Source organism: Actinocrinis sp. (assembly GCF_035653575.1).
Lineage (GTDB): Bacteria > Actinomycetota > Actinomycetes > Streptomycetales > Catenulisporaceae > Actinocrinis.
Map to the genome: position 1 here is coordinate 65,914 of NZ_DASRBQ010000097.1, position 24,047 is coordinate 89,960.

Below are 24,047 nucleotides of genomic sequence, written 5' to 3' on the forward strand. Positions count from 1 at the left end.
AGTGCGCCTGACGCACTGTCAATTCAGACCTTTACCCTCATGGACCCCATATGCCGACCAACGGACCGCAGATCGCAATCCCGGTTCCGGCGCGTAACGCGCAGTTTCCGTGGGACGAGTTCGCCGCGGTGGACTACTGCGACCACAACTATCAGCAGCTGCGGGACGACGACAGGGAGATCCTCGAACTCGTCGCCGGTTGGTTCGCCCGGGAGACGGGCGAACGCTCCGCCGGGGACGCGATCGACGTCGGCGCCGGGCCGAACCTCTATCCATCGCTCGCGATGCTTCCGCACAGCCGCACGGTGACGCTGCTCGAGCACTCGGCCTCGAATGTGGAGTTCCTGCGCGCCCACACCGCCGAGCTGCCCGAGCGCTGGGAGCCGTTCTGGGACGTCGTCTCCCCGTTCGCCCGGCACGGCGACTTCGCCAAGGCGCGCGCGCTGCTCGCCGAACGGGTGCAGGTCATGCAGGGCAGCGTCTTCGAGCTGCCGCGCTCGCGCTGGGATCTGGGCACCATGTTCTTCGTGGCCGAGTCGATCTCCCAGGATCCGGCGGAGTTCGAGTCTGCGGTCGGCTGCTTCGTACGAGCCCTGCGACCCGGTTCCCCGTTCGCGGCGGCTTTCATGGAGCAGTCGGACGGGTACGACGTGGCTGGAGTGCGCTTTCCGGCGACACCGGTGGGGCAGCAGGAGGTCCGGGCCTGCCTCGGCGCGGTGAGCACGGATCTGCGGGTGGAACGGATCGAGATGCGGCCCGCGCCGCTGCGCCCGGGGTACACCGGCATGATCGTCGCCGTGGGAAGAGCGCAATAAGGACGTCGAGCGGTCCGGAGAGGCAAACGGGAGGGCAGGGCCTATGCCAGGCATGGACAACATTCAGCCCCGCCGGCAGCTGCTGGAGATCTGGCGGTCGGCCGCGGAGTACACCATGCGCGACCGCAAGTGGCGCTGGGGCGGCCAGCGCGAGGCGAATTCGATCACGGACGCGGAGCAGCTGCTGTGCTTCCTGCGGCCGGCCACCGGGATCACGGTTCTGCGAGTAGAGCTGCCCGACGACACGGCCGAGGACGTGCTGCAGTCGCTGCGCCCGTTCGGCGACAGCGTCCAGGTCCCCCGGACCCTCGTCCTCGCACTGGAACAGTATCTGGAGAAGTACACCGCTTCGGACGGGTCGCCCCTGTTCGGCGGCGGCAGCTACTGCGTGCCGCTGGACCCGAACGACCAGCTCACCGAGGCACAGCACGACACCCACATCCTGCTGTCGTACGCGTCCTCGGTCTCGCTGTGCCTCTCCGCGCTCGGCTTCCTCGACGTGTACGCGAACGCGCCCACCACCAAGGGCCAGTGGCGCAACCGGGTGATCGACATCCGGGAGCGCACCAGCACCCGGCTGACCGCCGCGCTGGTGGGCATGCTGCGCGGGTTCACCATCAACACCCTGGAACCCGACTCGCGCGAGGGCCGCACCCTGATCGAGCACCTCAATCAGGAGAAGGTGGCCCAGCGCCGCATCATCGAACACTTCAACGAGCGCATGCGATCGGTGCGCAGCCGGCTGTCCGAGGCGCGGATGGGCGTGGCCAGGGCCGAGGAGCTGGACAACCCGAACCTGCTGTTCGAGGTGGGCTGGACCTGGGGCATCGCGTCTGACGCGCCGAAGATCGTGCTGGACGTGCCGGGCACCGAGATCGGCGTGCAGCAGGACGGGGTGGCGCTGTCCGCCCCGTATCTGTACCACACGCTGGTGGCGCTCGACTCCATCGACCAGCTCATCAGCGAGCGTACTCGCGTGCTCGGCCTGCTCAACCCGCAGCAGGAGCGCCTCGCCAACAACCTGGACACCCGGCGCAACCTGGTGCAGCTGTACTACTCGCGGCTGGCCCGGTTCGATCCGACCGGAGGCGGGCGCTGGCCGGTGGAGGACCTGCCGTGGGTCACCCCCGACGGCGTGGAGTCCGACTACTTCAGCCTGCTGATCTGCGCGGTGCTGATCCGGGACCTGCGCGACCGGTCCGGCACCGAGGACACCGTGCGCCGGGTCGAGCCGCTGCTCGGCGAGCTGGCCAACCGGGTCCGCATCACCCGCCGCCATCTGCGCGACGACCCGGCGGTCGCGATGCACTCGCCCGGCCTGCTCAACGCCCTCGACGGCTCCGAGAAGCTCGGGCCGACCATGGCGCTGCGCATCCCGGACTTCGCCCCGCTGCTGCTCAAGCGCAGCACCCAGCTGGCGAGCCTGACCGGCAACGCCGAGGTGCGCGACCGGATGCTGGGGCTGTCGACGGAGATCTGGAACCACCTGACCCGCCGCCAGATCAGCGACCCGGACGCGCGCGGGCTGTGGGACAACCCGGCCCGCCTCTTCGGCCGGCCGGCCGAGGAGGCGGTCAAGCCGTCGTGGAGCTTCACGGCCAGCGTGGTCGACGCGCTGGTGACCTCGGCCGACACGCTGGTGCGCCGGCAGACCCGGGCGCCGATCCTGTCCAGCACCGCGACCGCGATGGTCAGCGAGGCCGAGTACCTTCTCAACCAGCAGATGATGACGACCCCTTCGCTCAACTCCGGGCTGCAGAGCAGCCTGATGGAGATCCGCGACTCCCTGCAGCGGGCCCGCGATCTGATCGAGGACCAGCCGTCCACCGCCATCGCGCTGTGCGTCGCGGCGGTCACCCAGCTGGACAAGAACGCGCTGGCCCGCCAGGACGTCGCCGGTCAGGGGCTGTGATCCGATGCTCGTGTTCTCCGTCTCCGACAAGGGCGGCACCGGGCGCTCGGTGACCAGCACCAATCTGGCTTATCGCTCGGCGCTGCGCGGTAACCACACCTGCTATCTGGATTTCGACTTCGGCTCGCCGACCATCGGCTCGATCTTCGACCTCGAAGACGCCAGGCGCGGAGTGCGCGGTGACGGACTGCACGACTACCTGCGCGGGCTGGCTCCGGCCGCCCGCCGCATCGACGTGTGGGAAGACTCCAGCCACGAGTACCTGCGCCGCAGGCCGGGCGACGGCTCGCTCATCCTGCTGCCCGGCAGCCACGGCGGCGCCGAGTTCGACATCGACCGGGCGATCGTCAACCGCTGCGTCGATCTGCTCGTGCGCCTCGACGAGGAGTTCGACCTGTGCGTGGTGGACCTGAGCGCGGGCCGCTCGTTCGCGGTCGAGCTGGTGCTCCAGGCCACCGCGCGGCCGGCGCTGCGCAGCGTCCCGACGCGCTGGCTGGTCTTCCACAAGTGGACCCGGCAGCACGTCATCGCGGCCAACAGCCTGGTATACGGCGAGCACGGCCTCCTTGAGTCCGGCAAGAGCACCGGGCACAACGAGGAGGAGATGCGCTCGATGATCCGCTTCGTGCGCACCGCCGTGATCGACCCGCACGGCCCCGATGTGGCCGGGCTGCGCAGCTCGCAGCAGACGTGGCTGGCCGAGGTGGACAAGGATCTGGAGCGCACGGCCGCGAAGCTCGAGCTAGGCAGGGCGCTGCGCATCGGCACGGTCCCGCTCGACCCGGTGCTCCAGTGGCGCGAGCAGCTGATCCTCAACCGGGACGTGCACGTCACGGAGATCGCGAACCAGGCCACGGTCGACGCGTTCGAGGAGCTGGTGAAGATCGTCACCGATCAGCGTTTGTGGGAAGGTTCGTGACACCCATGGACACCAGCTTCCACGAGGTCGCAGCGCAGCGGCGTACCCAGGACGTGGCGTACTCGCACCTGTCGATCGAGCTGGACCACCTCTACATGGAGGACTTCAAGCTGGGCCTTGGTCACCTGCGCAAGCGGATAAGGCACATCGCGCCCTGGTATCGCACCGCCATGGCGGCCTTCACCGAGCGGCATCCCACGCCGCGCCCGCGCATCAGCACGTGTTTCCTCGTGGACGACTACTTCAGCGACCTGGTGCCGCCCGGCAAGCTGATCCCTGAGTTGCTTGAGGCGGCGCGCGACGAGAACCTGACGATCGACTATCTGGCCCGCGAGTCGGGTTGCGCCGTCGCCGACGGGGTGGAACTGGCCGCGCTTGTGGCCGGTCGGCTGGTGTCCGTGCCGGTGCAGGGCACCGACGGCTCGCGGCCGCCCACCGCCGAGAGCGGCTGGCTGTCGAACGGCCAGCGCACGCCGAGCATGCCCGCCGCCGCGCTGCACCCGAGGTCCTGGCAGCCGCCCATGGAGGCCGAGGCCCGCAATCACTCGATCTTCCTGGACGTGGAGCTGTGGGACGAGCATGACGGCACGCGCCGCTGGTCCTGCCCGATGCTGGCGGCGGTGTGGCAGCTGCTGCGCCTGGGCCTGCTGCGCGACCACGGCAGGACCGTGATCCAGCCGCGCCCGCTGCCGCTGGACCTGCCGGATGAATGGATCGCGATGCCGCCGGTGGTGCAGCTCAACCCCCGGGCCTCCTCCTTCCACGGCTACCGCACGCTGTCCCTGCTCGACGACCGCTTCCTGCCGATCGAGCACGCGGTGCGGGTGATCCTCAATCAGGTCGGCCAGGACCGCGAGGTCATGGAGCGGGTGGCCCAGCGGGCCGGCGGCGAGGGCGTGCCGGTGCCGCCGGAGGTGACCGGCCGCATCGCGTACGTGTTCATGACAGACTTCTGAACATGCGTACCGAGGTGCTGCCCGACCAGCCTCCGGCCGCGCTGCCCGGCGGACCGGAGCCCGGACTCGCCGTGGGGGAAATCCGTACCGGGCTGCTGCGCAACAGCCGCACGCTGCCGCACGGCGCCGTGGCCGAACTGCTCAATCTGCTGCCCGGGGAGCCGGTGCGCAGGTCCGAGCGGCCGATCGCGCACGCACTGTCCCCCGACGTGGTCAACGGCGTGGACTGCCAGATCGCCACCAAGTCCGGCGGCCGCATGCGCGCGGTCGGCACGATCCTGACCCACGCCGTGATAGTCGGCGGCCGGGTGTTGCAGACCTCCAGTTACACCACGATCGCCTCGCACGGATCGCAACGGCGGCTGCCGTGGTCGCATTACACCGCGCGCCCCGGGCGCATCGAGACCATCGCCAGAGCCGGCCTGGCCGACCTGGCCGCGGGTTACCTGGCGCTCGATCAGGAGCCCGGCTGCCTCGACCTCGGCTCGGTCAGCGAGCGGCTGGCCCGCAGGCTGCAAAGTTCCGCGGTGCTCGACGGCCACCAGCCGCTGCGATTCCAGTGGACCCGGCTGCGCTGGGCCGCGCGCTACGGGCTCGACGACGACACGGCCGAGCCCTCCGCCCAGTTCGAGCTCGTCGACGACACCGTCAGAGCACTGAGCCTGCGCATCCCACGCCCGCCCGCCACGCCCGGCGGCGCGGTGGATCTGGGCGCGATCCTGGAACTGTGCCGCGACCTCGCGCTGCACGACTGGGTGCTGACCACGCTGACCCGCCGGATCGAGCGCGCCGATCCGGGGTCGGGCGACCGCCGGCGCACGACGGCGGAACTCAGCCCGGCGATCGACCACCTGCTGCCGCTGTGGATGCCCGGGGCGCGGGTGGCGGACGAACTGTCCGCGGTCTGGGAGGGCTTCGAGCGGCGGCCGGGTTTCACCCGGCAGTGGGAAGCGGCCGTCAGCCGGGTACGAGACCAGTTGGCGTTGCATACTCTGCAACTGTTGGCGAACCTGTCCGCACCGGACACTTCCGGCGAGATCGGGAGTAAAATCGAGTTCTGACAAGGAGGGGCTGCCGGTGGACCGGGACCAATACCAGGGCTCGATCAGGACACTGGCACGCCGCCTCCTGCTCGCGGTCGGCTTCAGCGCGGTCGCCGTCGCCGCCACGCTCGCCGCCGGGGACACCGACGCCGCCTCGGTGGCGGCGATCGCGGTGGCGGTCGCCGCGGCCTCGGTCACCGGGGACTTCCTGCACGGCGTCGCGCAGCGGCTGCAGCGGCTTGAACGCCGCACCGACGACGCGCTCGACCAGGCCGGCGCCGTGCTGGAGACCGCGGCGACGCAGATGCGGGCCGACGTGGACCGGCGCTTCGCCCAGCTGACCACCGTGCCGGAGGCCTTCGGGCTGCAACCGCTGGATCACACCAGGGCGGCGGAGCTGGTCAAGGTGGTGCAGAACGCGTACGCCTTCGAACACCGCTCCTCTCCCCTGGCCAACGCCTTCATCCAGGCCGAGGCGCAGCGATTCAACCTTCTGCTGCACCAGCTGCGGGCCGGCGAGGGCACCTACGACGGCGAGGACCGCGACTGGCTGCTCACGCTGACCCGGGCCTGCACGCGCACCCTGGACGCCACCAGCCTGACCACCACCGACGCCGGCGGCCGGATGCGGTTCAGCGGCGGCTTCTGGGAGAGCGACCTGGGTCTGCACTATCTGGAGCTGCAGGCCGAGGCGGTGCGTCGCGGCGTGACGATCCGCCGGGTGTTCATCCTGGAGGACGCGAAGATCACCGAGGACCTGACCTACCAGGCGATGTGCGAGCGCCAGCGCAGGCTCGGCTTCGAGATCCGCTATCTGGTCCCTGACATGGTGTCGGTCGGCCTGCACAACAAGCTGGACGACTTCATCCTGTTCGACAACGAGATCAGCTACGAGGTGGTCGCCTCGCTGGCGCCGGGCAACGCGCGCCCGGTGATCTCCTCCACCCACCTGGCGCTCAACCGGATGCTGGTCGCCAAGCGGGTCCGGCAGTTCGCGGAGATCTGGGACGCGGCGCTGCCCTGCGCCGATCCCGACCAGCAGTTCGACTGAGCGCGGCCCGCTCTGCTCACGCTCCCGCGGCCGGCCCGAAGACGCCGGTGTCCGGTGGCGAAGACCACGCCGCGAGCGCGACCGAGTACGGCGACGAACGATGCGCCGGCTGTGGCGCGCTGACCTTCGTGCCCTTCCGATAGCCGCCGAACAGCAGCCCGAGTATCACGATGATCAGGATCAGCCAGAAGATCGGCCACAGGCAGCCGAGCGGCCGGGGCGCGGCTCCGTTGCCCGCGTCGCGGCGACGCCTTCTCCACGGCGGTCGCGAGTAGACCACCCGCCGGCCTCCTCGTTCGACGACGGTCGGGTCCGGTGACCCGGTTCAACAACGGCTCAACGTTTAGCAATGACGCGGTCTGCTAACACAGTACCTTGGCCGGGCTACCCGCAAACCGAACTGGAAGGCGATCACGATGGGCAAGTGGCGCAAGCGAATACTGGGCACCGCAGCGTCCGTAGTCGCCCTGTTCGTCCTCTACCTCATCGGCTCCGCAGTGCATCTGTTCCCTCAGTTACGCAACCCGTTCGGTGAGACGACGACCGAGCGCAGCCAGCCGGTCGTGCTCAAGTCGATCGTGGACCTGTCCAAGTACGAGGCCGCCAGCGGCAACTTCCAAGTGGTGGTCGACATTAGTTCGTCCGGCATACTGCCGAGCTTCCTCGAGGGCAGCGACACCATGTTCATCGGCGTCGGCTCGGACAACGCGTACGTGGACTTCTCCCATCTGAAGGGCGACGCGGTGCAGGTCTCCGCCGACCGGCTCACCGCCACGCTCACGCTCCCGCACGCGCAGCTGGACCCGGCCGTGCTGGACGTGAAGCAGTCCTATGTCTTCGCTCAGCAGCAGGGCCTGTTCACCCGGCTCAACTCGTTCCTGAGCGGGAATCCGAACAGCCAGCAGGCCGTCTACGAGCTGGCGCAGAAGAAGATCGAGCAGGCCGCGACCTCCAGCGAGGTGAAGGCCGACGCCGAGCGCAACACCCGCAGCATGCTGGTCAGCCTGTTGCAGTCACTCGGCTTCAAGACGGTGACGGTCACCTTCGTCTGACCGCCACTCCGCCCGGCTCCCGGGCTGCGCGCCGCGCCCGGGTTCTCGTCGTCAGTCCTCCTGGTAGGAGTACCGCTGCTCCTGCCAGGGGTCCCCGACGTTGTGGTAGCCGCGCTCCTCCCAGAACCCGCGCCGGTCGGCGACGAGGTACTCGATGGCGCGGACCCACTTCGGGCCCTTCCACGCGTACAGATGCGGCACGACCAGGCGCAGCGGGAAGCCGTGCTCGGGCGTCAGCTCCTCGCCGTTGCGGTGCGTTGCCAGGATGCTGGTGTCGCGCAGCAGATCGTCGATGCGCAGGTTGGCTGAGTACCCATACTCTGCCCACACCATCGCGTGCGTCGCATCCGGCGCGGGCGGGGCGAGTTCGATCAGCGTCCTGGCAAGCACCCCGGACCACACGTTGTCGAGCAAGGTGAACTTGGTGACGCAGTGCAAGTCGGCTTCGACGCGGTCGGTCGGCAGCTCCTGGAACGCCGCGTAATCCCACGCCCGCTTCGACCCGTCGGCGGTCGCGCCGTACACCTGAAAGTCCCAGCGCTCCGGCTTGAACCGGGGCACCGGCCCGTAATGCAGCACCGGCCAGCTGGCCTGCGCGCGCTGCCCTGGAGGGATCCGCCCCGAATCGTCCGCGGGACCCTCGCCGCGCGGCCGGCGCGCGTCGATGCCACTCAGACCCATGACGTCTATCGTCCCAGATCCACAGGCATGCTCTGTACCGCACTAGGACCGCGCGACTCGGCGGTAACCGCAATCGCCCTGGTTAACGCACGTTGTCAGGCGAATCCTTGCTATCCACAAAAGACTCCAGCCCGCGCATGATGACCTCGAGACCGAGCTCGAAGCGGTCGAGCCCTTCGTTCTCCTGGTACATCATCGGTCCGGCGAGCTCCACCAGGTTCGGGAAGTGCTCGACGGGCAGGGACTGCAGGTAGTCGCGGATCCCGCCCATCGCCTCGCTCAGCTCCGAGCTGCTGACGTCCGGGAAGCGGGAGCGCCACATGTGCTCCTCGATCGCCTCGGCGACCAGGTAGCGGCCGAGCAGGTCGCCGGCGTAGGCGGCGATGTTGTCGGGCAGCCCTCCGGCCCGCAGGATCGAGAGCTGCAGCTCCACCGCGTGCAGTCCGTTCTGGCCGAACGGGACCCGCCCGATGAAGACCTTGGCCAGGTCGCGGTGCTCGACCAGGACGTCGCGGGAGAGCCGCACGCTCTGCTTGACCAGGTCCCGCCAGTTCTGCGCGGTCGGCTCGGGGCCGTCCCAGCGGTCCACGACCTGGCCCATCACCCAGTCGACGAGCAGTTCCATCAACTCGTCCTTGTTGGCGACGTAGGCGTAGAGGGACGCGGCGCCGGTGCCGAACTCCTGGGCCACGCGGCGCATCGAGAGCGCGTCGACGCCCTCGGCGTCGATGATCCGGACCGCGGCCTCGACGATCGCCTCGCGGCTGAGCTGCGGCTTGTCCGCGGAACGCCCGGCCCGACCGCCGCGCGGCTGGGGAGCCCACGGCGGCGTCGGTACGTCCGCCGAGGACCGGCTGTCACGCGCTCGCGCCACGGTCATCCGAGCTCCTGTCTTCCCAGGGCGACTTCTCCAGGACCCTCCGGGCCCGGCATTCGCTCTCACCCTACGCCTGGACGAACACTGTACGCAATCTACGAACGGCGTACTTGACACGAACAGTGTTCCGCTCTAGAACGGTGTTCATAAGATGCAAACACCGTTCGTCACGGGGAGGAAACCATGCCCGCCACCGTCGATCAATCCACCGAGAACACCGCCGACCAGCCGGGTGAGCCCGGCGCGCCGCCCGACTTCAAACCGAGCAGACTCCAGTGGCTCGTGCTGCTCACCGTGCTCGGCGCGGACATCATGGACCTGCTGGACTCGACCATCGTCAACGTCGGCGCGCCCGCCATCGCCCGCGACCTGCACGCCTCGGGCAGCCAGCTGCAGTGGGTCATCGCCGGCTACACCCTCGCGATGGCGGTCGCGCTGATCACCGGCGGCCGGCTCGGCGACCTGTACGGACGCCGCCGCATGTTCCTGCTCGGCATCGGCGCGTTCACGGCGTTCTCCGCGCTCAGCTCGGCGGCCACGGACCCGCAGCTGCTGATCGCGGCCCGCGCGCTTCAGGGCCTCTCCGCGGCGGTGATGCTGCCGCAGGGCCTCTCGATCATCCGCTCGGTGTTCCCGCCGGCCCAGGCCGGCGCGGCAATGAGCATCTTCGGCCCGGTCATGGGCCTGGCAGCCACCCTCGGCCCGATCGTCGGCGGCGCGCTGGTGCAGGCGAACCTGTTCGGCTCCGAGTGGCGCTCCATCTTCTGGGTCAACGTGCCGGTCGGATTGCTGTCCCTCGGCTGCGCGTGGCGGGTGATCCCTCGCGACAAGCCGCACGGCCCCGATGCGCCAACCCTGGATGTCGCCGGGATGCTGCTGTCCGGTATCGCGATGCTGCTGCTGGTCTACCCGCTGATCCAGGGCCGCGACAAGGGCTGGCCCGCGTACATGTTCGTGATGATGGCGGCGGCGGTCCCGGTCTTCGCGGCGTTCTGGCTCCAGCAGCGCGCCCGCCAGCGCCAGGGCCGCACTCCGCTGGTGACGCCGTCGCTGTTCACCAAGCGGGCGTTCACGGGCGGCCTGGTCCTGGCAGTGTTCTTCTTCGCGGGCATGGGAGCGCTGTTCCTGGTGCTGATGCTGCACATCCAGCTCGCGCTCGGCTACACGTCCCTGCACGCGGGCCTCACCGGTCTCCCCTTCTCCCTCGGCGCGGCGGTCGGCACGGGCCTGGCGGCGGCGGTCCTGGCGCCGAAGTTCGGCCGCAAGGTCCTGCACGCGGGCGTGGTGACGATGGCGGTGGGCATCGCAGCAGTCGCATGGACGGTCAAGGAAGCAGGCACGAGCCTCACGACGTGGGACCTCACCCCGTCCTACGCGGTCTGCGGAGTCGGCATGGGCCTGCTGATCGCCTGCTACTTCACGACGGTCATCTCAGCGGTCGACGACGCGGAGACCGGCACGGCCGGCGGTGTCCTCAACGCGGTCCAGCAGCTGGCCAGCTCACTGGGCGTGGCGCTGTTCGGCACGCTGTACTTCAACTCGCTCAGCGCGGGCCACACGTCCGTCAGCGCCACCTCGAGCACGCTGTGGTTCGCGAGCATCGCCGTGGTGCTCTGCCTGCCGCTCGGTTTCCTGCTGCCGCGCTTCCCCCGCACGGACGTAGAGATGCACTGAGCTAGGGCGCAGGCTCAAGCCCTCAGCCCCTGACTCGTCCCGCCCCCGGTCCCGGCTCCCCACAGAGCCGGGACCACTGCGCTGCTCAGGCCTCCGCTGCGGTCCGCCTCACGCCTGCAGCCGACTTGGTAACGCCTACGGCTGCCCACCCTCCCGCCCCCGTTCCGCTTCGCTCCACGGACTCCGGGCGCTGCCGCGCACGCGCTTCGCGCTGAACGCTGCGCTGCCTGAGGCTCCGCTTCGCTCCGCCACAACGCCTGCGGCTGGCCTGGTAACGCCTACGGCTGCCCGCCCTCCCACCCCAGACGCTCCGCGCCCTCGCTGACGCTCGGCCGCTCCACTGCTGAGCCCGCTCGCCCTGGGTGATTGTCGTTACACGCCGGATCGTCGCTTCGAATCTCGACAGGCGTCTCAGCAAGAAAAATCATGCCGCGCTATTCGCAGTCAGTACGGTAAACCGACAGTCACGGCGATGTCGGCGATCCGTCGCCGACCCTCGGATCTGCGCTCGCGCCGTTCTTGGAAGGCCGACACATCGGAAGGCTTCACGCGCCTGTGACTGCTGTCGGGAAGCTGCTCGGAAGGGATCTCCCCCTCGTCCAGCAGTCTGGACACGAACGGTCGGGACAACCCCAACAGCTCACCCACCTCATTGGGCGTCAACTCCACTTCAGCAGCAGCGGCCAACACTGCTCGGCCGGCAGCCACATCGTCTGCCGCGGCCAACAACAAGCGCAGAAGCGGCTGAGGAAAGCTCGTCTCAGCTCCCTCGGCGCTACGCAACACCAGCTCGCTGCTGGCCGCAGCAAACGACCGCAGCGAGTCAATCGCCTCACGGTGCTCCGCGGAAGGCTCATCCATATCGGCTCCGCTCCTCCAACGCCTGGCTGGCTTGGTAAGCGCCTACGGGTCCGAACCGCGCAGGCCGGAAGCGTCACGGCAAACTCGGGCGTCGCCCGAGAATCTTCCGGGACCCGGGCGTGGGCGTCATACCTGCCGTCAACGCTACCGAGATCGGAAGGCCTAACAGACGCCAGCGCTCGTAGCTCTCCGCGATGTATTCGCAGGGCTGAGCCTTGACCTTGTTCAGCTCGAGCAGCAGCCAGCTGACGTCGAGGCGTCCAGTCCACTGCGTCCCAACCTCGGCGCACATGGTTGGCAAGAAACGCTCCGCCCAACGGCGTGTTGGAAGTCGTCCGCTTCGGTGCACCTCAGCAACATGAGCGAGATACACGAGGTTAGATCGCCGAGTCGACGCGGGGTCCACGGAGCCATGGTTCCCTGAGCGCTCGCCTAGCGGAAGCAATATTCCTCGCCTCTCCCGTCCGGTGCTGGCGAGCGAACCAGACCTTAGACCGTACTGGCGCCAATCGATAACTGAACTACCTTCGAAGTCATGCTAGCATGAGTCCGTGACGACTCGGACATTTCCCTTCTCGACCCTGATCAACAAACAGACGAGTGTGTTTCCCGCTCTGGATGATGCTGACGTCATCCTTGAGCGCCGCGACGCCGAGAACCTCGTCCTTATGCGGTCGGAGCGTTTCCAGGCGATGGCGGACGGGCTGAGCCTCGCGGCGAAGTCGCTGGCACTGATTGCACGCACCAATCGGCGACTGGCCGAGGAGGTCTTCGCCGAAGAGTTGCCGTGGCTCGTGTGGCTTCCGGTAGAAGCCCGATTCGAATGTGTATCCGAACTGCTCGACCACCTGCTGGCAGGCGCGGAGACAGGTCTGCTCCTGCCATTCGCGCGCGCACTTCGCGAGTGGAAGTCCACGGCGGAGGTGTACTCGGATCCGGAGCTCGCTCGGCGGCTCAGGGGCCCGTTCACCACCGAGGACGCCACTGACGTTCCGCGACCCGGCGGTGCAGGTCTTGGCTGAGAAATTAGGGAAGGGCGACGAGGCCCGGCGACCGACCGGCTGGATCGTACGTCTGGTTGACCGACAGGCTGCAGTCGGGTGGTCCGAGCTATTAGCACAGGTTCCCGAAAACCTTGATCGCGCCTGGGTCGCCATTACCGCGGCGCCGCGCAGTCGAGACGACCTGTCGCGCCAGCATCGTCTCAAGTTTGATCTGAAGACCGTCAAAGTCGACAGCGCCGAACTCGAGCAGTGGCAGTACGAAGTCTCCGGTGGTGGTCGCATCTGGTACGCGATCGACGACGACCGGAAGACGTTGTGGATCACCCAGGCCGGCACAGGCCACCCGAAGCATACGGACAAGCGAAGACGCTGATCAGCCAGGTTACGGGCGAACGGTGGGCGGACAATCGACGCGCCGCATTCTGCGAGCGGAGCGGCCGAGCGTCAGCGAGGGCGCGGAGCGTCTGGGGTGGGAGGGGCGGGCGGGTAGCCGTAGGCGTTACCAGGCCAGCCGCAGGCGTGAGGCGGAGCGAAGCGGAGCCCTGAGATCGCGCAGCGTTCAGCGCGAAGCGCGTGCGCGGCAGCGCCCTGAGTCCGTGGAGCGAAGCGGAACGGAGGCGGGAGGGTGGGCAGCCGTAGCCGTTACCAAGTCGGCTTTGGGCGACCCAGCGTCGAACGGACACTGGGCCGCCCACGGCGAACTGTTGCATCAGGCGGTGACGAGCGAGCGACAGAGTGGTTGGCAGAGTCTCAAGCGGCTGACGCGGCGACGTCGTCGTGGTCTGTGGACTCTGACAGGGTGCGTAGACGCTCCAGTTCCGCGCGCATGAAGTTCAGCTTGGCCTCGACGCGCTGGACCGAGTCGGAGCCGAGCTGGATGCGCAGCGGCGGGTCGTCGTCCTGGGCGAGGTCGGCGAGGATCGCGGCGAGCTTGGCGGGGTCGCCGCGCTGGGCGTGGTTCGCGGCCGCGACGTGGTTGCGGGTGGCGCCGGCGGTCTGGTGATAGTCGTCGATCGTGGGCTGCTCGGTGTGCAGGCTCGAGTCGTCGAGGAAGTCCGTGCGGAAGCCTCCGGGCTCGACGATCGTCACGTGCACGCCCAGCGGCTTGAGCTCGGTGTATAGGGCCTCCGACATGCCTTCGAGGGCGAACTTGGTCGCACCGTACAGGCCCCAGCCGGGCGCGATGGTGAAGCCGCCGACCGAGCTGATGTTGAAGACGTGGCCGCTGCGCTGCTTGCGTAGGACCGGGAGCGCCGCTCGCAGCGTGTTGAGAACTCCGAAGACGTTGACGTCGAAGACCGCGCGCGCCGCCTTGTCGGACGCCTCCTCGACCGCCGAGAGCAGACCTCGGCCCGCGTTGTTGACCAGGATGTCGATGCGGCCGAAGCGCTCGACCGTCGCATCGACGGCGTTAGTGAGGCTCTGCTCGTCGGTCACATCGACGCTCAGGGGCAGCAGGCTTCCGTCCGCCTCCGCCTCAGGGAAGGCGCGGCGTATCGCCTCGACGTCGCGTGCGGTGGCGGCGACTCGGTGGCCGCGGCTCAGTGCTTCGCTGACGATCGCCGCGCCGATGCCGCGGGACGCGCCGGTGATGAACCAGATGCTCATAGGTGACAACCCCGTGCTCTCGTGCGGATCCCGCTTCCGGGAACCGGATGGATCATGCTCGGGATGCTATGAGCTAGAGTCGACTCTAGGTCAAGGGCGCAGGTGAGGGCAGGATCGGCGGAGGTGGCGGGACGGATGGGCAGCGGAATGGGCGTAGATGCGGCGGGCGCGGCGGCTGGCACGGGGCTGAGCATCGGGCAGGTAGCGGAGCGGACCGGGCTGAGCGTGCACGCGCTGCGGTTTTACGAGCGCGAAGGCGTGCTGGCCGATCCGGTGCGACGTGGGGCCGGCGGCCGACGCGTCTACAGCGAGTACGACATCGATTGGCTCGCGGTCTGCATCAAGCTGCGCGCGTCGGGAATGCCGCTGCCTGCCATCCGGCAGTACGCCGAGCTCGTGCGTCAGGGTCCTGGTAACGAACAGGCGCGGCTCGCCATCATGCGCGAGCACCGGGAACGCGTCATCGACCAGATCGCCCAGCTGCACGAGTGCCTCAGCCTGATCAGCGGGAAAATCGAGGTATACGAGGGCTCACTCGTCACCGGGGAGAGCTGCATCGTCGCCGACTGACGAGCGGTGCCCGGCTTTGGCCGGACACCGCTCGATGCGCGTCGATTCTTATTGAGCTAGTTGGCTTCGGAGGCCGGGAGGAACTCGGCGGCGGCCTCGGTGCCCTTCTTGTGGAAGCGCACGGCCTCCCAGAGCGGGCCGGGGATCATGTGGATGCCGTAGTGCGCGCGGTGGTGGGCGACGCAGAGCACTTCGAGGTTGCCGGGCGACTCGGCCCAGACCTGGAAGTCCTCGTCGTTGTCGAAGTGCAGGCCGAGCGCCTCCTCGATCTTCTTCGGGTCCACCTGGTTGATCTGGGAGAACTCGATGTAGCTGTGGTGCAGCTCGGGCTCGCCGTCGCAGAGGTCGTCGTTGATGATGCACTTCCACAGCTTCTGGCGCTTGAGCCGCGCCTTGGCCTGCTCGAACAGGTGGTAGTGCGGGTCGTCCTCGCGCGGCGAGTGGTCCGGGATGTGCGAGAGGATGTGCAGCGTCATCGCCTGGTCGTGCGCGGCGGTCGCCGCGGCGGCCGAGGAGGCGGCGTGCGTGTGGTTCGGGGCCTCGGCAGTATGGAGGTGCGGGGCGACCTGGCGCGGCACGGTGGCGGTCTTCTTCGCGGGCACCGTCTTCGCGGGCGCCTTCTTCGCGACAGGCTTCTCGGCCGCCTTCGCGGCGCTCTTCGTCGCGGTCTTCTTCGCCGGGGCGTGGTCGTGCTCTTCAGCGTGCGAGTTGTTGTGCTCCTCGGCGTACTTCTCAGCCGCCTTACGCCGGGCCGCCTCCTGCTTCTCTTTCTCGTCGTCGTTGAAGAGCTTGTCGAAAAGCCCCATAAGGTCATCCCCCTGACAAAGCGCCTGCTAGCCGGAATCGTTGCAGGGCGACGGTATCCGCATCGCAGGGCTCTATCAACAGCACGAAACCCCCAACCCGGACGGTACGGGACCATCTGGGCTGGGGGATCTGGGAAATGACGGCCTGTCGGATTCGGGAAAGCCTACGCGACCCGAGCGAGCACCTCGGCGGCGAGCAGACAGTCCTTCTCCGTGACGTCCAAGTGCGTCACCAATCGCAGCAACGCGGGCCCGAATGCCGACACCCGCACATTCTGCTCGGCGGCGCGGGCGGCGACAGCCGGGGCGTCGGGGACGTCTACGAGCACGATGTTGGTCTGCGGGGCGCGGGCGGACAAGCCCGCGCTTTGCAGGCTCGCCGCGAGGAGCCGGGCGTTCGCATGGTCCTCGGCGAGGCGCGCGATGTGATGATCGAGGGCGTATATGCCCGCGGCGGCGAGGATACCGGCCTGACGCCAGCCGCCGCCGAGGCGATGGCGCATCAGTACCGCCTCGGCGCGTCGCTCCGGCGCGAGCAGGGCGACGGAGCCGACCGGGGCACCCAGGCCCTTGGACAGGCACACCGAGATCGTGTCGGCGACCGCTCCGTACTCGCGCAGCGGCGTTCCGGTCGCCACATGAGCGTTCCAGATACGCGCGCCGTCGATGTGCACTGAGATACGGTGCGCGTCCGCGATCTCCCGGATGGCCCGCAGGTGCTCGATCGAGTAGACGGAACCGCCGCCGCGGTTGTGGGTGTTCTCCAGTTCGACCGCGGTGGTGCCGAGGGTGTGCGGCGAGTGCGGACGGATCAGCCTGCTGACGTCGTCCGGAGAGAGCAGGCCTTCCGGGGTGAGCGTGGTACGGGTCTGGATGCCGCCGTGCCAGGCGAGGCCCGCGTCCTCGTGCGCGAGGATGTGCGCGTCCGCGTCGGCGATCAGCTCCGAGCCCGGACGCAGCAGCGTGCGCAGCGCGATGTGGTTGGCCATGACGCCGGTGGGCACGAACAGCGCGGCCTCGAAGCCGAACAGGTCGGCGACCTTGGCTTCGAGGGCTGCGACGGTCGGGTCCTCACCGTAGACGTCGTCGCCGACCTCGGCGTCGAGGATGGCGGCGCGCATGGCGGGGGTGGGTTTGGTGACGGTGTCGCTGCGAAGATCGACCACCGGCTGCCGGCCGGCTATGCCGGAGAGTTCGGTCACGCGACGCTCCGGTACATCTCGGCGACCAGGAAGGCCAGATCAAGGGACTGAGACCGGTTCAGGCGCGGGTCGCAGGCCGACTCGTACCTGGTGGCCAGGTCGTCGAACGCGATCTCGTCGCCGCCGCCGACGCACTCGGTCACGTCGTCGCCGGTCAGCTCCACGTGGATGCCGCCGGGGTGGGTGCCAAGCGACCTGTGCACCTCGAAGAAGCCCTTGACCTCGTCGAGCACGTCGTCGAAGCGGCGGGTCTTGTGGCCGCTTGGCGCCTCGAAGGTGTTGCCGTGCATCGGGTCGCAGATCCAGGCGACCTGGTGGCCCTCGGCGGTGACCTTCTCCACCAGAGCGGGCAGCTTGTCCCGGATCACGCCGGCGCCCATGCGGATGATGAAGCTCAGCCGGCCGGGGTCGCGGTCCGGGTTGAGCCGGCGCAGGTAGGTGAGGGCGTCGTCCGGCGTCGTGGTCGGGCCGAGCTTGATTCCGATCGGGTTGCGGATCGTGGAGAAGTACTCCACGTGCGCGCCGTCGAGATCACGGGTGCGTTCGCCGATCCAGACGAAGTGTCCGGAGGTGTTGTACAGCGTGCCGGTGCGCGAGTCGGTGCGGGTGAGTGCGGCTTCGTATTCGAGCAGCAGGCCCTCGTGCGAGGAGAAGAACTCGACGGTGCGGGTCTCCTCCGGGTCGACGCCGCAGGCGCGCATGAAGTCGAGGGCGCGCTGGATCTCGGCCGCCAGCAGCTCGTAGCGTTTGCCGGACGGGGACGAGGCCACGAAGTCGCGGTTCCAGGCGTGCACCTGGTGCAGGTCCGCGTACCCGCCGGTGGTGAACGCGCGCACGAGGTTCAGCGTCGCGGCGGAGGAGTGGTACATGCGGACCATGCGCCACGGGTCGGGAACGCGGGACTCGGCGGTGAAGTCGAAGCCGTTGACCGAGTCGCCGCGGTAGGCCGGCAGCGTCACCCCGTCGCGGGTCTCAGTGTCCTTAGAGCGCGGCTTGCCGTACTGGCCGGCGATGCGGCCGATCTTGACCACGGGGACCGAGCCGGCGTAGGTGAGCACCGCGGCCATCTGCAGTAGCGTCTTAAGCTTGTTGCGGATGGCGTCGGCGGTCACGCCGGCGAAGGTCTCGGCGCAGTCGCCGCCCTGCAGCACGAAGGCCTCGCCGCGGGCGACCTGGGCGAGGCGGTCCTTGAGCAGGTCGCATTCGCCGGCGAAGACGAGGGGCGGATACGAGCGCAGCTCGGCGGCGGCGGACTGTACGGCGGCCGGGTCCGGCCACTGGGGCTGCTGCTTGGCCGGGAGGGCGCGCCAGCTTTCGGCGGCTGCGTTCGCGGTGCGGTTCGTATCCACCCCTCAAGGCTACGGGACGGCTAATCGGACGGCGTGCGGTGTTTCGGTTAGCGAGATGGATCGCCGGTGAGGATGCGGTCGATTTGCTCCAGTTCGTCCTGGGTCAGTGCGGGGGCGCTAAGGGCGGCGACGTTGGTTTCCAGCTGTGTAACTGACGAAGCTCCGATGATCGCGGAGGTCATTCGGGCATCGCGCAGCACCCAGGCGAGGGCGAGCTGTGCGAGAGTCTGGCCGCGCCCGGCCGCGAGTTCGTTCAGTCGCTTGACCTGGTCCATCACACCGTCAGTCAGAGCGTCGGGGCGCAGGAAGTGGCCGACCGAGGCGCGCGAACCCTCCGGGACGCCGCCCAAGTACCGGTCGGTCAGGATGCCCTGGGCGAGCGGGGAGAAGCAGATGCAACCCGCGCCGACCTCTTCCAGCACGTCGAGCAGGCCGTTCTCGACGGCGCCGCGGCGCAGCATGGAATACGGCGGCTGGTGGATCAGCAACGGCGTGCCGAGGTCGCGCAGGATCGCGGCGGCCTGGCGGGTGCGCTCGGGGTCGTAGTTGGAGATCGCGGCGTAGAGGGCCTTTCCGGAGCGTACCGCCTGGTCCAGCGCGCTCATGGTCTCTTCGAGCGGCGTCTCGGGGTCGGGGCGGTGGTGGTAGAAGACGTCGACGTAGTCCAGGCCCATGCGCTTGAGGGACTGGTCCAGCGAGGCGAGCAGGTATTTGCGCGAGCCGAAGTCGCCGTAGGGGCCGGGCCACATGTCGTAGCCGGCCTTGGTCGAGATGACCAGCTCGTCGCGGTACGGCCGGAAGTCCTGGGCGTACAGGGCGCCGAAGTTGGCCTCGGCCGAGCCGTACGGCGAGCCGTAGTTGTTCGCCAGGTCGAAATGGGTGACGCCGAGGTCGAAGGCGCGGCGCAGCACAGCCTGCTGGGTCTCGCGCGGCTTGGTGTCGCCGAAGTTGTGCCACAGCCCGAGCGAGATCGCGGGCAGCTTCAGGCCGCTGCGTCCACTGCGCCGGTACTGCATACCGTCATACCGCTCCGGGGCCGGGACATATGCGGGGACACCGGTCGGGAAGCTCTGGGAAGTCATTGTCGGTCCCTTGGTGTTGACTATTACCGGGGATCTTACGAGGGCGTGCGAAACCCGCTTGCAGTAGTTCGATGAGTCTCGTACGATCGAGACTTGTTCGAAGTTCATCGAACATTGCGGGGTCGCCGGCTACCCAGGTCGCGGACTTCGCAGTGTGCTTGCTGGAGGGGTAAGCATGTCTTTGGTCACCGAACGTTCCGGCGTCGCCGAGCCGTCGGGCGTCGCGAAGTCCTCGAGCGCCCCGGCGCGTCCGATCGACGCGCTCAAGCCGCTCGAACCCGATCCGGGGCGCTGGAAAGCGTTACCCGTCCTGCTCTCGGCCATGTTCATGGCGATGTTCGACTACTTCGTGGTCAACGTCGCCGCGCCCTCCCTGCAGCACGACTTGGGCGCGACCGAGTCCGGGATCGAGCTGGTGGTCGGCGGCTACGGCTTCGCCTACGCCAGCGGACTGATCACCGGCGGCCGCCTGGGCGACCTGTTCGGGCACCGGCGGCTGTTCCTCATCGGCATGATGGCCTTCACCGCCGCCTCGCTGCTGTGCGGACTGGCCGGGAGCCCGGCGCTGCTGGTGGCCGCGCGGATCCTGCAGGGCGCGACGGCCGCCGCGATGGTGCCGCAGGTGCTGGCGCTGATCAACGTGATGTTCCCGCCGCACGAGCGGGCCCGGGCAATGGCCGCGTTCGGCGGGGTCATCGGTGTCGGCGCGGTGGCCGGGCAGGTGCTCGGCGGAGTGCTGCTCGACGCGAACCTCTTCGGCTGGGGCTGGCGCACGATCTTCTACATCAACGTCCCGATCGGCCTGGCCGCGGCGGCACTGGCGGCGCGCTGGCTGCCGGGGCACCAGCGGCGCGGCGAGACGAGGCTGGACCCGGTCGGCGCGATCGGGATCAGCACGGCGCTCGCGCTCATCCTGGTGCCGATCTCGCTGGGACGGCCGGAGCACTGGCCGCTGTGGACGTGGATCTCGATGGGCGCGGCGATACCCGTGGCCGCCTCGGTGCTCTGGTACGAGGCGCGGCTCGGGCGCCGCGGCGGCGCGCCGGTGCTGAACGTGGAGCTGCTCAAAGAGCGCGTCTTCGCCGCGGGCATGGTCATCGCGGGCCTGTACCTGACGTTCTTCGCCGGATTCATGCTCTGCCTGACGCTGCTGCTGCAGAACGGACTCGGCCTGAGCCCGCTGCGCGCGGGTCTCGCCTTCACGCCGCTCGGGGTTTCGTTCGCCGTCAGCTCGTGGCTCGCGCGCCGCTTCGGCCACCGCGTGGTGACGATAGGCGCGGCGGTGAGCCTGACCGGACTGCTGCTGACGGTCGCGACGCTCGCCGTACGCGGCGACCACACGTCGGCTGCATGGCTGATACCCGGCATGATCGTGGTCGGGTTCGGCAACGGACTCGCGCTGCCATCGATCATCGGCGCGGTGCTGCTGCGCATACCGGCGCCGCAGGCCGGCATGGCCGCCGGGGCGCTCACCACGGTCCAGCAGTTCGGCAACGCGACCGGCGTGACGGTGCTGGGCACCGTGTTCTTCAGCGTTCTGGGCGCCGCGCCGTCGATGCACTCCTACGTCACCGCGATGACGGTGGCCGCGGCGATCTGCGCCGCGCTCGCCGTGGTGATCGTGTCCACCTCGTTCCTGCTGCCGCGCAGGTCGTAGGCGAGGCTCGGCCGAATGGGCAACGAGCACTGCCCGGGGAGGGTGAGCCCTGCTACAGTCATGGCCATGACGCGCAGGGTCCTACACCGATCCAACCAGTGGTGGTCCGCCTCTCCGGCGGACTTCTAGGACTCGCGCTTCCCAAGACTCGCGAACCGGCCGCCGATCAGGCGGCCGGTTCGCTGTTTCCAGCGGGCGTCCCGGTCCGACTGAGCGGCCGCCGGTCTTAACCGAAAGGCCGGAGGTCATGGACGACATCGCCCTGATCGATCTGACTCCCCCGTTCGCCCTGCTGCGCCGCGAGGGCCGCGAACGGGTCGAACTGCTGCGCGGAAAGGTGACGAGCGTCGCTCGGCTCGCCGACCTGCCCGACGCGCAGCAGTTGGCGCTGGTCCCCTATCGACAGTTGCGGGAGCGCGGCGACGCCTGCCATGACGACGGGGCGCCGCTGCTGACGCTGCTGGTACGCGAACGCACGGAGCTCGCGGCCGAGGAGCTTCCCGAGGTGGCACCGCCGCGGATCAGAGACGGCGACTTCGATGTCTGCGACGATGCGTACGCGCTCCAGGTCAAGGCGGTGCTGGAGGAGGAGATCGGGCGGGGCGAGGGCGCGAACTTCGTGCTGCGGCGCTCCTTCGTCGGGTACTGCGACGACGTGACGGCGACCGCGCTGGGCGCGTTCCGCCAACTGCTGACGCAGGAACGCGGGGCTTACTGGACCTTCCTGGTGCACACCGGGGACCTGGTCATGGTCGGCGCGACACCCGAGCGGCACGTCTCGGTGCACGACGGCGTCGCCGTGATGAACCCGATCAGCGGAACGCTGCGCATGCCGCCGGCCGAGGCGAGCGCGCAGCAGGTGCTCGGCTTCCTCGCCGATCCCAAGGAGCGCGACGAGCTGGCGATGGTCGTCGACGAGGAACTGAAGATGCTCGCGCAGGTCGGCGGGCACGGCCGGGTGACCGGCCCGTTCCTCAAGGAGATGCGCAATCTCGCGCACACCGAGTACTACATCAGGGCACGTACGGAGATGGACGTGCGCCAGGTGTTGCGCGAGACGATGTTCGCCCCGACGGCCACCGGCTCGCCCATCCGCAACGCCTTCCGGGTGATTCAGCGCCATGAGACGGGAGGCCGCGGCTACTACGGCGGAGTGGCGGCGCTGATCGGCGTCGACGAGCGCGGTCGGCAGTCGATGGACGCTTCGCTGCTGCTGCGCGTGGCTTATCTGGATCCCGCGGACGGCTCGGTGCGCATCCCGGTCGGCGCGACGCTGGTGCGCGGCTCGGATCCGTACGAGGAGGTGTGTGAGACGCGGGCGAAGGCGGCGGGCGTGCTGCGGGCGTTCGGCGTCGGCGCGCGGGCCGGCGACCACATCGAGGACGGGCCAACGCAGGACACGAGTGCGCGTACACGATCCGGCGACGAGAACGACGGTCTGCGGCAGTGGGCTGATGACCCGCTGGTTCTGGCGACGCTGGCCGCGCGTAACGACGTGCTGGCGCCGTTCTGGTTGCAGGAGCACGCGCCGGACGCGTTCGTGGTCCCGAAGCTGCTCGGTCGCAGTGTGCTGATTGTCGACAACGAAGACGCTTTCACCTCGATGCTCGCCGTGCAGCTGCGCGCGCTCGGGTTGACCGTGACCCGCACGCCGTTCGCAGCCGTCGACGGCACCGCCGGATACGAGGAGCGCGATGGCCTGGACGGCTTCGACCTCGTCATCCTCGGCCCGGGCCCCGGCGATCCGAGCGACTTCGCGCTGCCGAAGGTGCGCGTCGGCAGAGTACTGATTCAGCGGCTGTTCGCGCGCGAACAGCCGGTGCTCGGCGTGTGCCTCGGCCACCAGCTGCTGTGCACCGCGATGGGCTTCAGGCTGATCCGGCGGCCCGAACCGAATCAGGGCACGCAGGTGGAGGTGGATCTGTTCGGCCGGCGCGAGCTGGTCGGGTTCTACAACTCCTTCGCCGCGCTGGCTCCCGAGGCAGTGGTGCCTGGGCTGGAGATCGCGACGCTGCCGGGCTCGCGGGAAATCGTCGCGATGCGCGGCCCGGGGTACGGCGGCGTGCAGTTCCATGCCGAATCCGTCTTCAGCAAGGACGGGCTGGGTATTCTGCGGCGGGAGATCACCAGACTGCTGACATGACTATCGGGCCTGATCGCCTGGGCAGGGCTGCCTGGATGTGGCTGCGTGGATGTGGTGCCTGGATGTGGCTGCCTGACGAGGCTGGCTGTCAGGGCCACAGCGCGGCGCGAGCGCGGTCGAGGGCGGTGGCCACGGCACCGGTGAGAATCGGATTGCCGGGCACCGCCGTCGTCCGAATGCGGGTCTGTACGGGGCATACCGCGGCCATCCGCTCCTCGACCGCGCTCGCCAGCAGCGTGCCTCCGGAGCGGCCGAGGTCGCCCGTGAGCACGACCACGCCCGGGTCCACGACGAGTGCGAAGGCGGCGGCGCCGAGCGCGATGCGGGCGGCCAGCTCGGTGCGGAAGCCGGCGTGCTCGAAGTGCGCTGGGGCCACGCTGTAGTACGCGTCGGCGGCGGACTGGTCGGTGCGAGACGGCTCGGCGGTCGACGGCGCGGCGGTCGACGCACCGCCGGTGACGGACTCAGCGCACGAAACTGCCTCAACCTCGTCCGGACCGCCGACGCCGCTGGCGCCACTGGCGCTGCCGGCGCCGACGAGGCCGTGCGACTCGGCGAGCCTCGCCACCGCCGCCGGACTGACCAGGTCGTACAGGCCGCCGGTGCAGTCGGTCGGGCTGATCTGCGGACCGGCGCCGGGAACAGCGAGGAAACCCAGCTCGCCGGCGCCGCCGGAAGCGCCGCGCCGCAGCACGCCGTCCAGGATCAGGCTCGCGCCGACGCCTGCGGGGCCTAGCCAGAGCAGGCCGAAGGAATCGATGCCCTGCGGCCCGATGACCCGGTGC

22 protein-coding genes and 1 pseudogene are annotated in these 24,047 nt (G+C 69.0%); 13 read left to right on the forward strand and 10 right to left on the reverse strand.

Going from position 1 to position 24,047, the window contains the following annotated elements:
- Positions 1-50: 50 nt before the first annotated feature.
- From VFA06_RS13890 to VFA06_RS13915, 6 genes are read left to right on the forward strand one after another with little or no spacing between them, the layout of a single operon-like run.
- Positions 51-815, forward strand: coding sequence for an SCO2525 family SAM-dependent methyltransferase (locus tag VFA06_RS13890; RefSeq protein ID WP_324840959.1), 765 nt, complete (start codon positions 51-53; stop codon positions 813-815).
- Positions 816-867: 52 nt separating this feature from the next.
- The gene (locus VFA06_RS13895; RefSeq protein ID WP_324840960.1) at positions 868-2,727 is read left to right on the forward strand and encodes an SCO2524 family protein; all 1,860 of its coding nucleotides are present in this window, start codon (positions 868-870) and stop codon (positions 2,725-2,727) included.
- A 4-nt stretch (positions 2,728-2,731) separates the two neighbouring features.
- The gene (locus tag VFA06_RS13900; RefSeq protein ID WP_324840961.1) at positions 2,732-3,646 is read left to right on the forward strand and encodes an SCO2523 family variant P-loop protein; all 915 of its coding nucleotides are present in this window, start codon (positions 2,732-2,734) and stop codon (positions 3,644-3,646) included.
- Positions 3,647-3,651: 5 nt separating this feature from the next.
- Positions 3,652-4,602, forward strand: coding sequence for an SCO2522 family protein (locus VFA06_RS13905; protein WP_324840962.1), 951 nt, complete (start codon positions 3,652-3,654; stop codon positions 4,600-4,602).
- A 2-nt stretch (positions 4,603-4,604) separates the two neighbouring features.
- Positions 4,605-5,663: an SCO2521 family protein gene (locus VFA06_RS13910; protein ID WP_324840963.1), complete on the forward strand. Its 1,059-nt coding sequence runs from the start codon at positions 4,605-4,607 to the stop codon at positions 5,661-5,663.
- 16 nt (positions 5,664-5,679) lie between these two features.
- On the forward strand, positions 5,680-6,696 hold the full coding sequence (locus tag VFA06_RS13915; RefSeq protein ID WP_324840964.1) for a DUF6879 family protein: 1,017 nt from the start codon (positions 5,680-5,682) through the stop codon (positions 6,694-6,696).
- 16 nt (positions 6,697-6,712) lie between these two features.
- Here VFA06_RS13915 and VFA06_RS13920 read toward each other — a convergent pair whose 3' ends face one another.
- Complete coding sequence (locus tag VFA06_RS13920) at positions 6,713-6,976, reverse strand: hypothetical protein (protein WP_324840965.1); 264 nt, start codon at positions 6,974-6,976, stop codon at positions 6,713-6,715.
- Positions 6,977-7,112: 136 nt separating this feature from the next.
- Here VFA06_RS13920 and VFA06_RS13925 point away from each other — a divergent pair, with 136 nt between their 5' ends.
- Entirely contained in the window at positions 7,113-7,748 is a 636-nt protein-coding gene (locus tag VFA06_RS13925; protein WP_324840966.1) for a DUF4230 domain-containing protein, read from the forward strand.
- A 51-nt stretch (positions 7,749-7,799) separates the two neighbouring features.
- On the opposite strand, the gene VFA06_RS13930 is transcribed toward VFA06_RS13925, so the two are convergent.
- Positions 7,800-8,429, reverse strand: a complete 630-nt coding sequence (locus VFA06_RS13930; protein WP_324840967.1) for a sulfite oxidase-like oxidoreductase — start codon at positions 8,427-8,429, stop codon at positions 7,800-7,802.
- 82 nt (positions 8,430-8,511) lie between these two features.
- Entirely contained in the window at positions 8,512-9,309 is a 798-nt protein-coding gene (locus tag VFA06_RS13935; RefSeq protein WP_324840968.1) for a TetR/AcrR family transcriptional regulator, read from the reverse strand.
- Positions 9,310-9,489: 180 nt separating this feature from the next.
- Here VFA06_RS13935 and VFA06_RS13940 point away from each other — a divergent pair, with 180 nt between their 5' ends.
- Complete coding sequence (locus VFA06_RS13940) at positions 9,490-10,980, forward strand: MFS transporter (protein WP_324840969.1); 1,491 nt, start codon at positions 9,490-9,492, stop codon at positions 10,978-10,980.
- Between the two features lie 444 nt (positions 10,981-11,424).
- Here VFA06_RS13940 and VFA06_RS13945 read toward each other — a convergent pair whose 3' ends face one another.
- Positions 11,425-11,841 carry a helix-turn-helix domain-containing protein gene (locus VFA06_RS13945; RefSeq protein ID WP_324840970.1) on the reverse strand — a complete coding sequence of 139 codons (417 nt, stop codon included), beginning with the start codon at positions 11,839-11,841 and terminating at the stop codon, positions 11,425-11,427.
- A 551-nt stretch (positions 11,842-12,392) separates the two neighbouring features.
- Here VFA06_RS13945 and VFA06_RS13950 point away from each other — a divergent pair.
- Both VFA06_RS13950 and VFA06_RS13955 read left to right on the forward strand, forming a co-directional pair.
- Entirely contained in the window at positions 12,393-12,863 is a 471-nt protein-coding gene (locus tag VFA06_RS13950; RefSeq protein ID WP_324840971.1) for a hypothetical protein, read from the forward strand.
- On the forward strand, positions 12,856-13,218 hold the full coding sequence (locus VFA06_RS13955; protein WP_324840972.1) for a hypothetical protein: 363 nt from the start codon (positions 12,856-12,858) through the stop codon (positions 13,216-13,218). Before VFA06_RS13950 ends, VFA06_RS13955 begins: the two co-directional genes overlap by 8 nt.
- 377 nt (positions 13,219-13,595) lie before the next feature.
- On the opposite strand, the gene VFA06_RS13960 is transcribed toward VFA06_RS13955, so the two are convergent.
- Positions 13,596-14,453, reverse strand: coding sequence for an oxidoreductase (locus VFA06_RS13960; protein WP_324840973.1), 858 nt, complete (start codon positions 14,451-14,453; stop codon positions 13,596-13,598).
- A gap of 147 nt (positions 14,454-14,600) precedes the next feature.
- On the opposite strand from VFA06_RS13960, the gene VFA06_RS13965 reads away from it, so the two are divergent.
- Positions 14,601-15,023, forward strand: coding sequence for a MerR family transcriptional regulator (locus tag VFA06_RS13965; protein WP_349260179.1), 423 nt, complete (start codon positions 14,601-14,603; stop codon positions 15,021-15,023).
- 56 nt (positions 15,024-15,079) lie between these two features.
- Here VFA06_RS13965 and VFA06_RS13970 read toward each other — a convergent pair whose 3' ends face one another.
- The 4 genes from VFA06_RS13970 to mgrA form a co-directional block, all read right to left on the reverse strand.
- Positions 15,080-15,829, reverse strand: coding sequence for a hypothetical protein (locus VFA06_RS13970; protein ID WP_324840975.1), 750 nt, complete (start codon positions 15,827-15,829; stop codon positions 15,080-15,082).
- Between the two features lie 164 nt (positions 15,830-15,993).
- Positions 15,994-17,031 (reverse strand): GntG family PLP-dependent aldolase, encoded by a 1,038-nt coding sequence (locus VFA06_RS13975; protein WP_324840976.1) that lies wholly within the window; start codon positions 17,029-17,031, stop codon positions 15,994-15,996.
- A complete protein-coding gene (locus VFA06_RS13980; RefSeq protein ID WP_324840977.1) occupies positions 17,028-18,380 on the reverse strand; it encodes a class II 3-deoxy-7-phosphoheptulonate synthase in 1,353 nt (450 codons plus the stop codon). Before VFA06_RS13980 ends, VFA06_RS13975 begins: the two co-directional genes overlap by 4 nt.
- A gap of 47 nt (positions 18,381-18,427) precedes the next feature.
- Positions 18,428-19,462 (reverse strand): L-glyceraldehyde 3-phosphate reductase, encoded by a 1,035-nt coding sequence (gene mgrA / locus VFA06_RS13985; RefSeq protein WP_324840978.1) that lies wholly within the window; start codon positions 19,460-19,462, stop codon positions 18,428-18,430.
- A gap of 175 nt (positions 19,463-19,637) precedes the next feature.
- Here mgrA and VFA06_RS13990 point away from each other — a divergent pair, with 175 nt between their 5' ends.
- Together VFA06_RS13990 and VFA06_RS13995 are read left to right on the forward strand one after the other, a co-directional pair.
- Positions 19,638-21,119, forward strand: coding sequence for an MFS transporter (locus VFA06_RS13990; RefSeq protein ID WP_324840979.1), 1,482 nt, complete (start codon positions 19,638-19,640; stop codon positions 21,117-21,119).
- 247 nt (positions 21,120-21,366) lie between these two features.
- Positions 21,367-23,262, forward strand: coding sequence for an anthranilate synthase family protein (locus VFA06_RS13995; RefSeq protein ID WP_324840980.1), 1,896 nt, complete (start codon positions 21,367-21,369; stop codon positions 23,260-23,262).
- 88 nt (positions 23,263-23,350) lie between these two features.
- Here the strand turns inward: VFA06_RS13995 and VFA06_RS14000 are convergent.
- A pseudogene (locus VFA06_RS14000) lies at positions 23,351-24,047 on the reverse strand (ROK family transcriptional regulator); the annotation flags it as partial.

Excerpts from the sequence above, each read along its gene's own strand:
- VFA06_RS13890 (WP_324840959.1), top strand. The coding sequence starts at position 51 with ATGCCGACCAACGGACCGCAGATCGCAATCCCGGTTCCGGCGCGTAAC.
- VFA06_RS13895 (WP_324840960.1), top strand. The coding sequence starts at position 868 with ATGGACAACATTCAGCCCCGCCGGCAGCTGCTGGAGATCTGGCGGTCG.
- VFA06_RS13900 (WP_324840961.1), top strand. The coding sequence starts at position 2,732 with ATGCTCGTGTTCTCCGTCTCCGACAAGGGCGGCACCGGGCGCTCGGTG.
- VFA06_RS13905 (WP_324840962.1), top strand. The coding sequence starts at position 3,652 with ATGGACACCAGCTTCCACGAGGTCGCAGCGCAGCGGCGTACCCAGGAC.
- VFA06_RS13910 (WP_324840963.1), top strand. The coding sequence starts at position 4,605 with ATGCGTACCGAGGTGCTGCCCGACCAGCCTCCGGCCGCGCTGCCCGGC.
- VFA06_RS13925 (WP_324840966.1), top strand. The coding sequence starts at position 7,113 with ATGGGCAAGTGGCGCAAGCGAATACTGGGCACCGCAGCGTCCGTAGTC.
- VFA06_RS13930 (WP_324840967.1), bottom strand. The coding sequence starts at position 8,429 with ATGGGTCTGAGTGGCATCGACGCGCGCCGGCCGCGCGGCGAGGGTCCC.
- VFA06_RS13935 (WP_324840968.1), bottom strand. The coding sequence starts at position 9,309 with ATGACCGTGGCGCGAGCGCGTGACAGCCGGTCCTCGGCGGACGTACCG.
- VFA06_RS13940 (WP_324840969.1), top strand. The coding sequence starts at position 9,490 with ATGCCCGCCACCGTCGATCAATCCACCGAGAACACCGCCGACCAGCCG.
- VFA06_RS13945 (WP_324840970.1), bottom strand. The coding sequence starts at position 11,841 with ATGGATGAGCCTTCCGCGGAGCACCGTGAGGCGATTGACTCGCTGCGG.
- VFA06_RS13960 (WP_324840973.1), bottom strand. The coding sequence starts at position 14,453 with ATGAGCATCTGGTTCATCACCGGCGCGTCCCGCGGCATCGGCGCGGCG.
- VFA06_RS13965 (WP_349260179.1), top strand. The coding sequence starts at position 14,601 with ATGGGCGTAGATGCGGCGGGCGCGGCGGCTGGCACGGGGCTGAGCATC.
- VFA06_RS13970 (WP_324840975.1), bottom strand. The coding sequence starts at position 15,829 with ATGGGGCTTTTCGACAAGCTCTTCAACGACGACGAGAAAGAGAAGCAG.
- mgrA (WP_324840978.1), bottom strand. The coding sequence starts at position 19,462 with ATGACTTCCCAGAGCTTCCCGACCGGTGTCCCCGCATATGTCCCGGCC.
- VFA06_RS13990 (WP_324840979.1), top strand. The coding sequence starts at position 19,638 with ATGTCTTTGGTCACCGAACGTTCCGGCGTCGCCGAGCCGTCGGGCGTC.
- VFA06_RS13995 (WP_324840980.1), top strand. The coding sequence starts at position 21,367 with ATGGACGACATCGCCCTGATCGATCTGACTCCCCCGTTCGCCCTGCTG.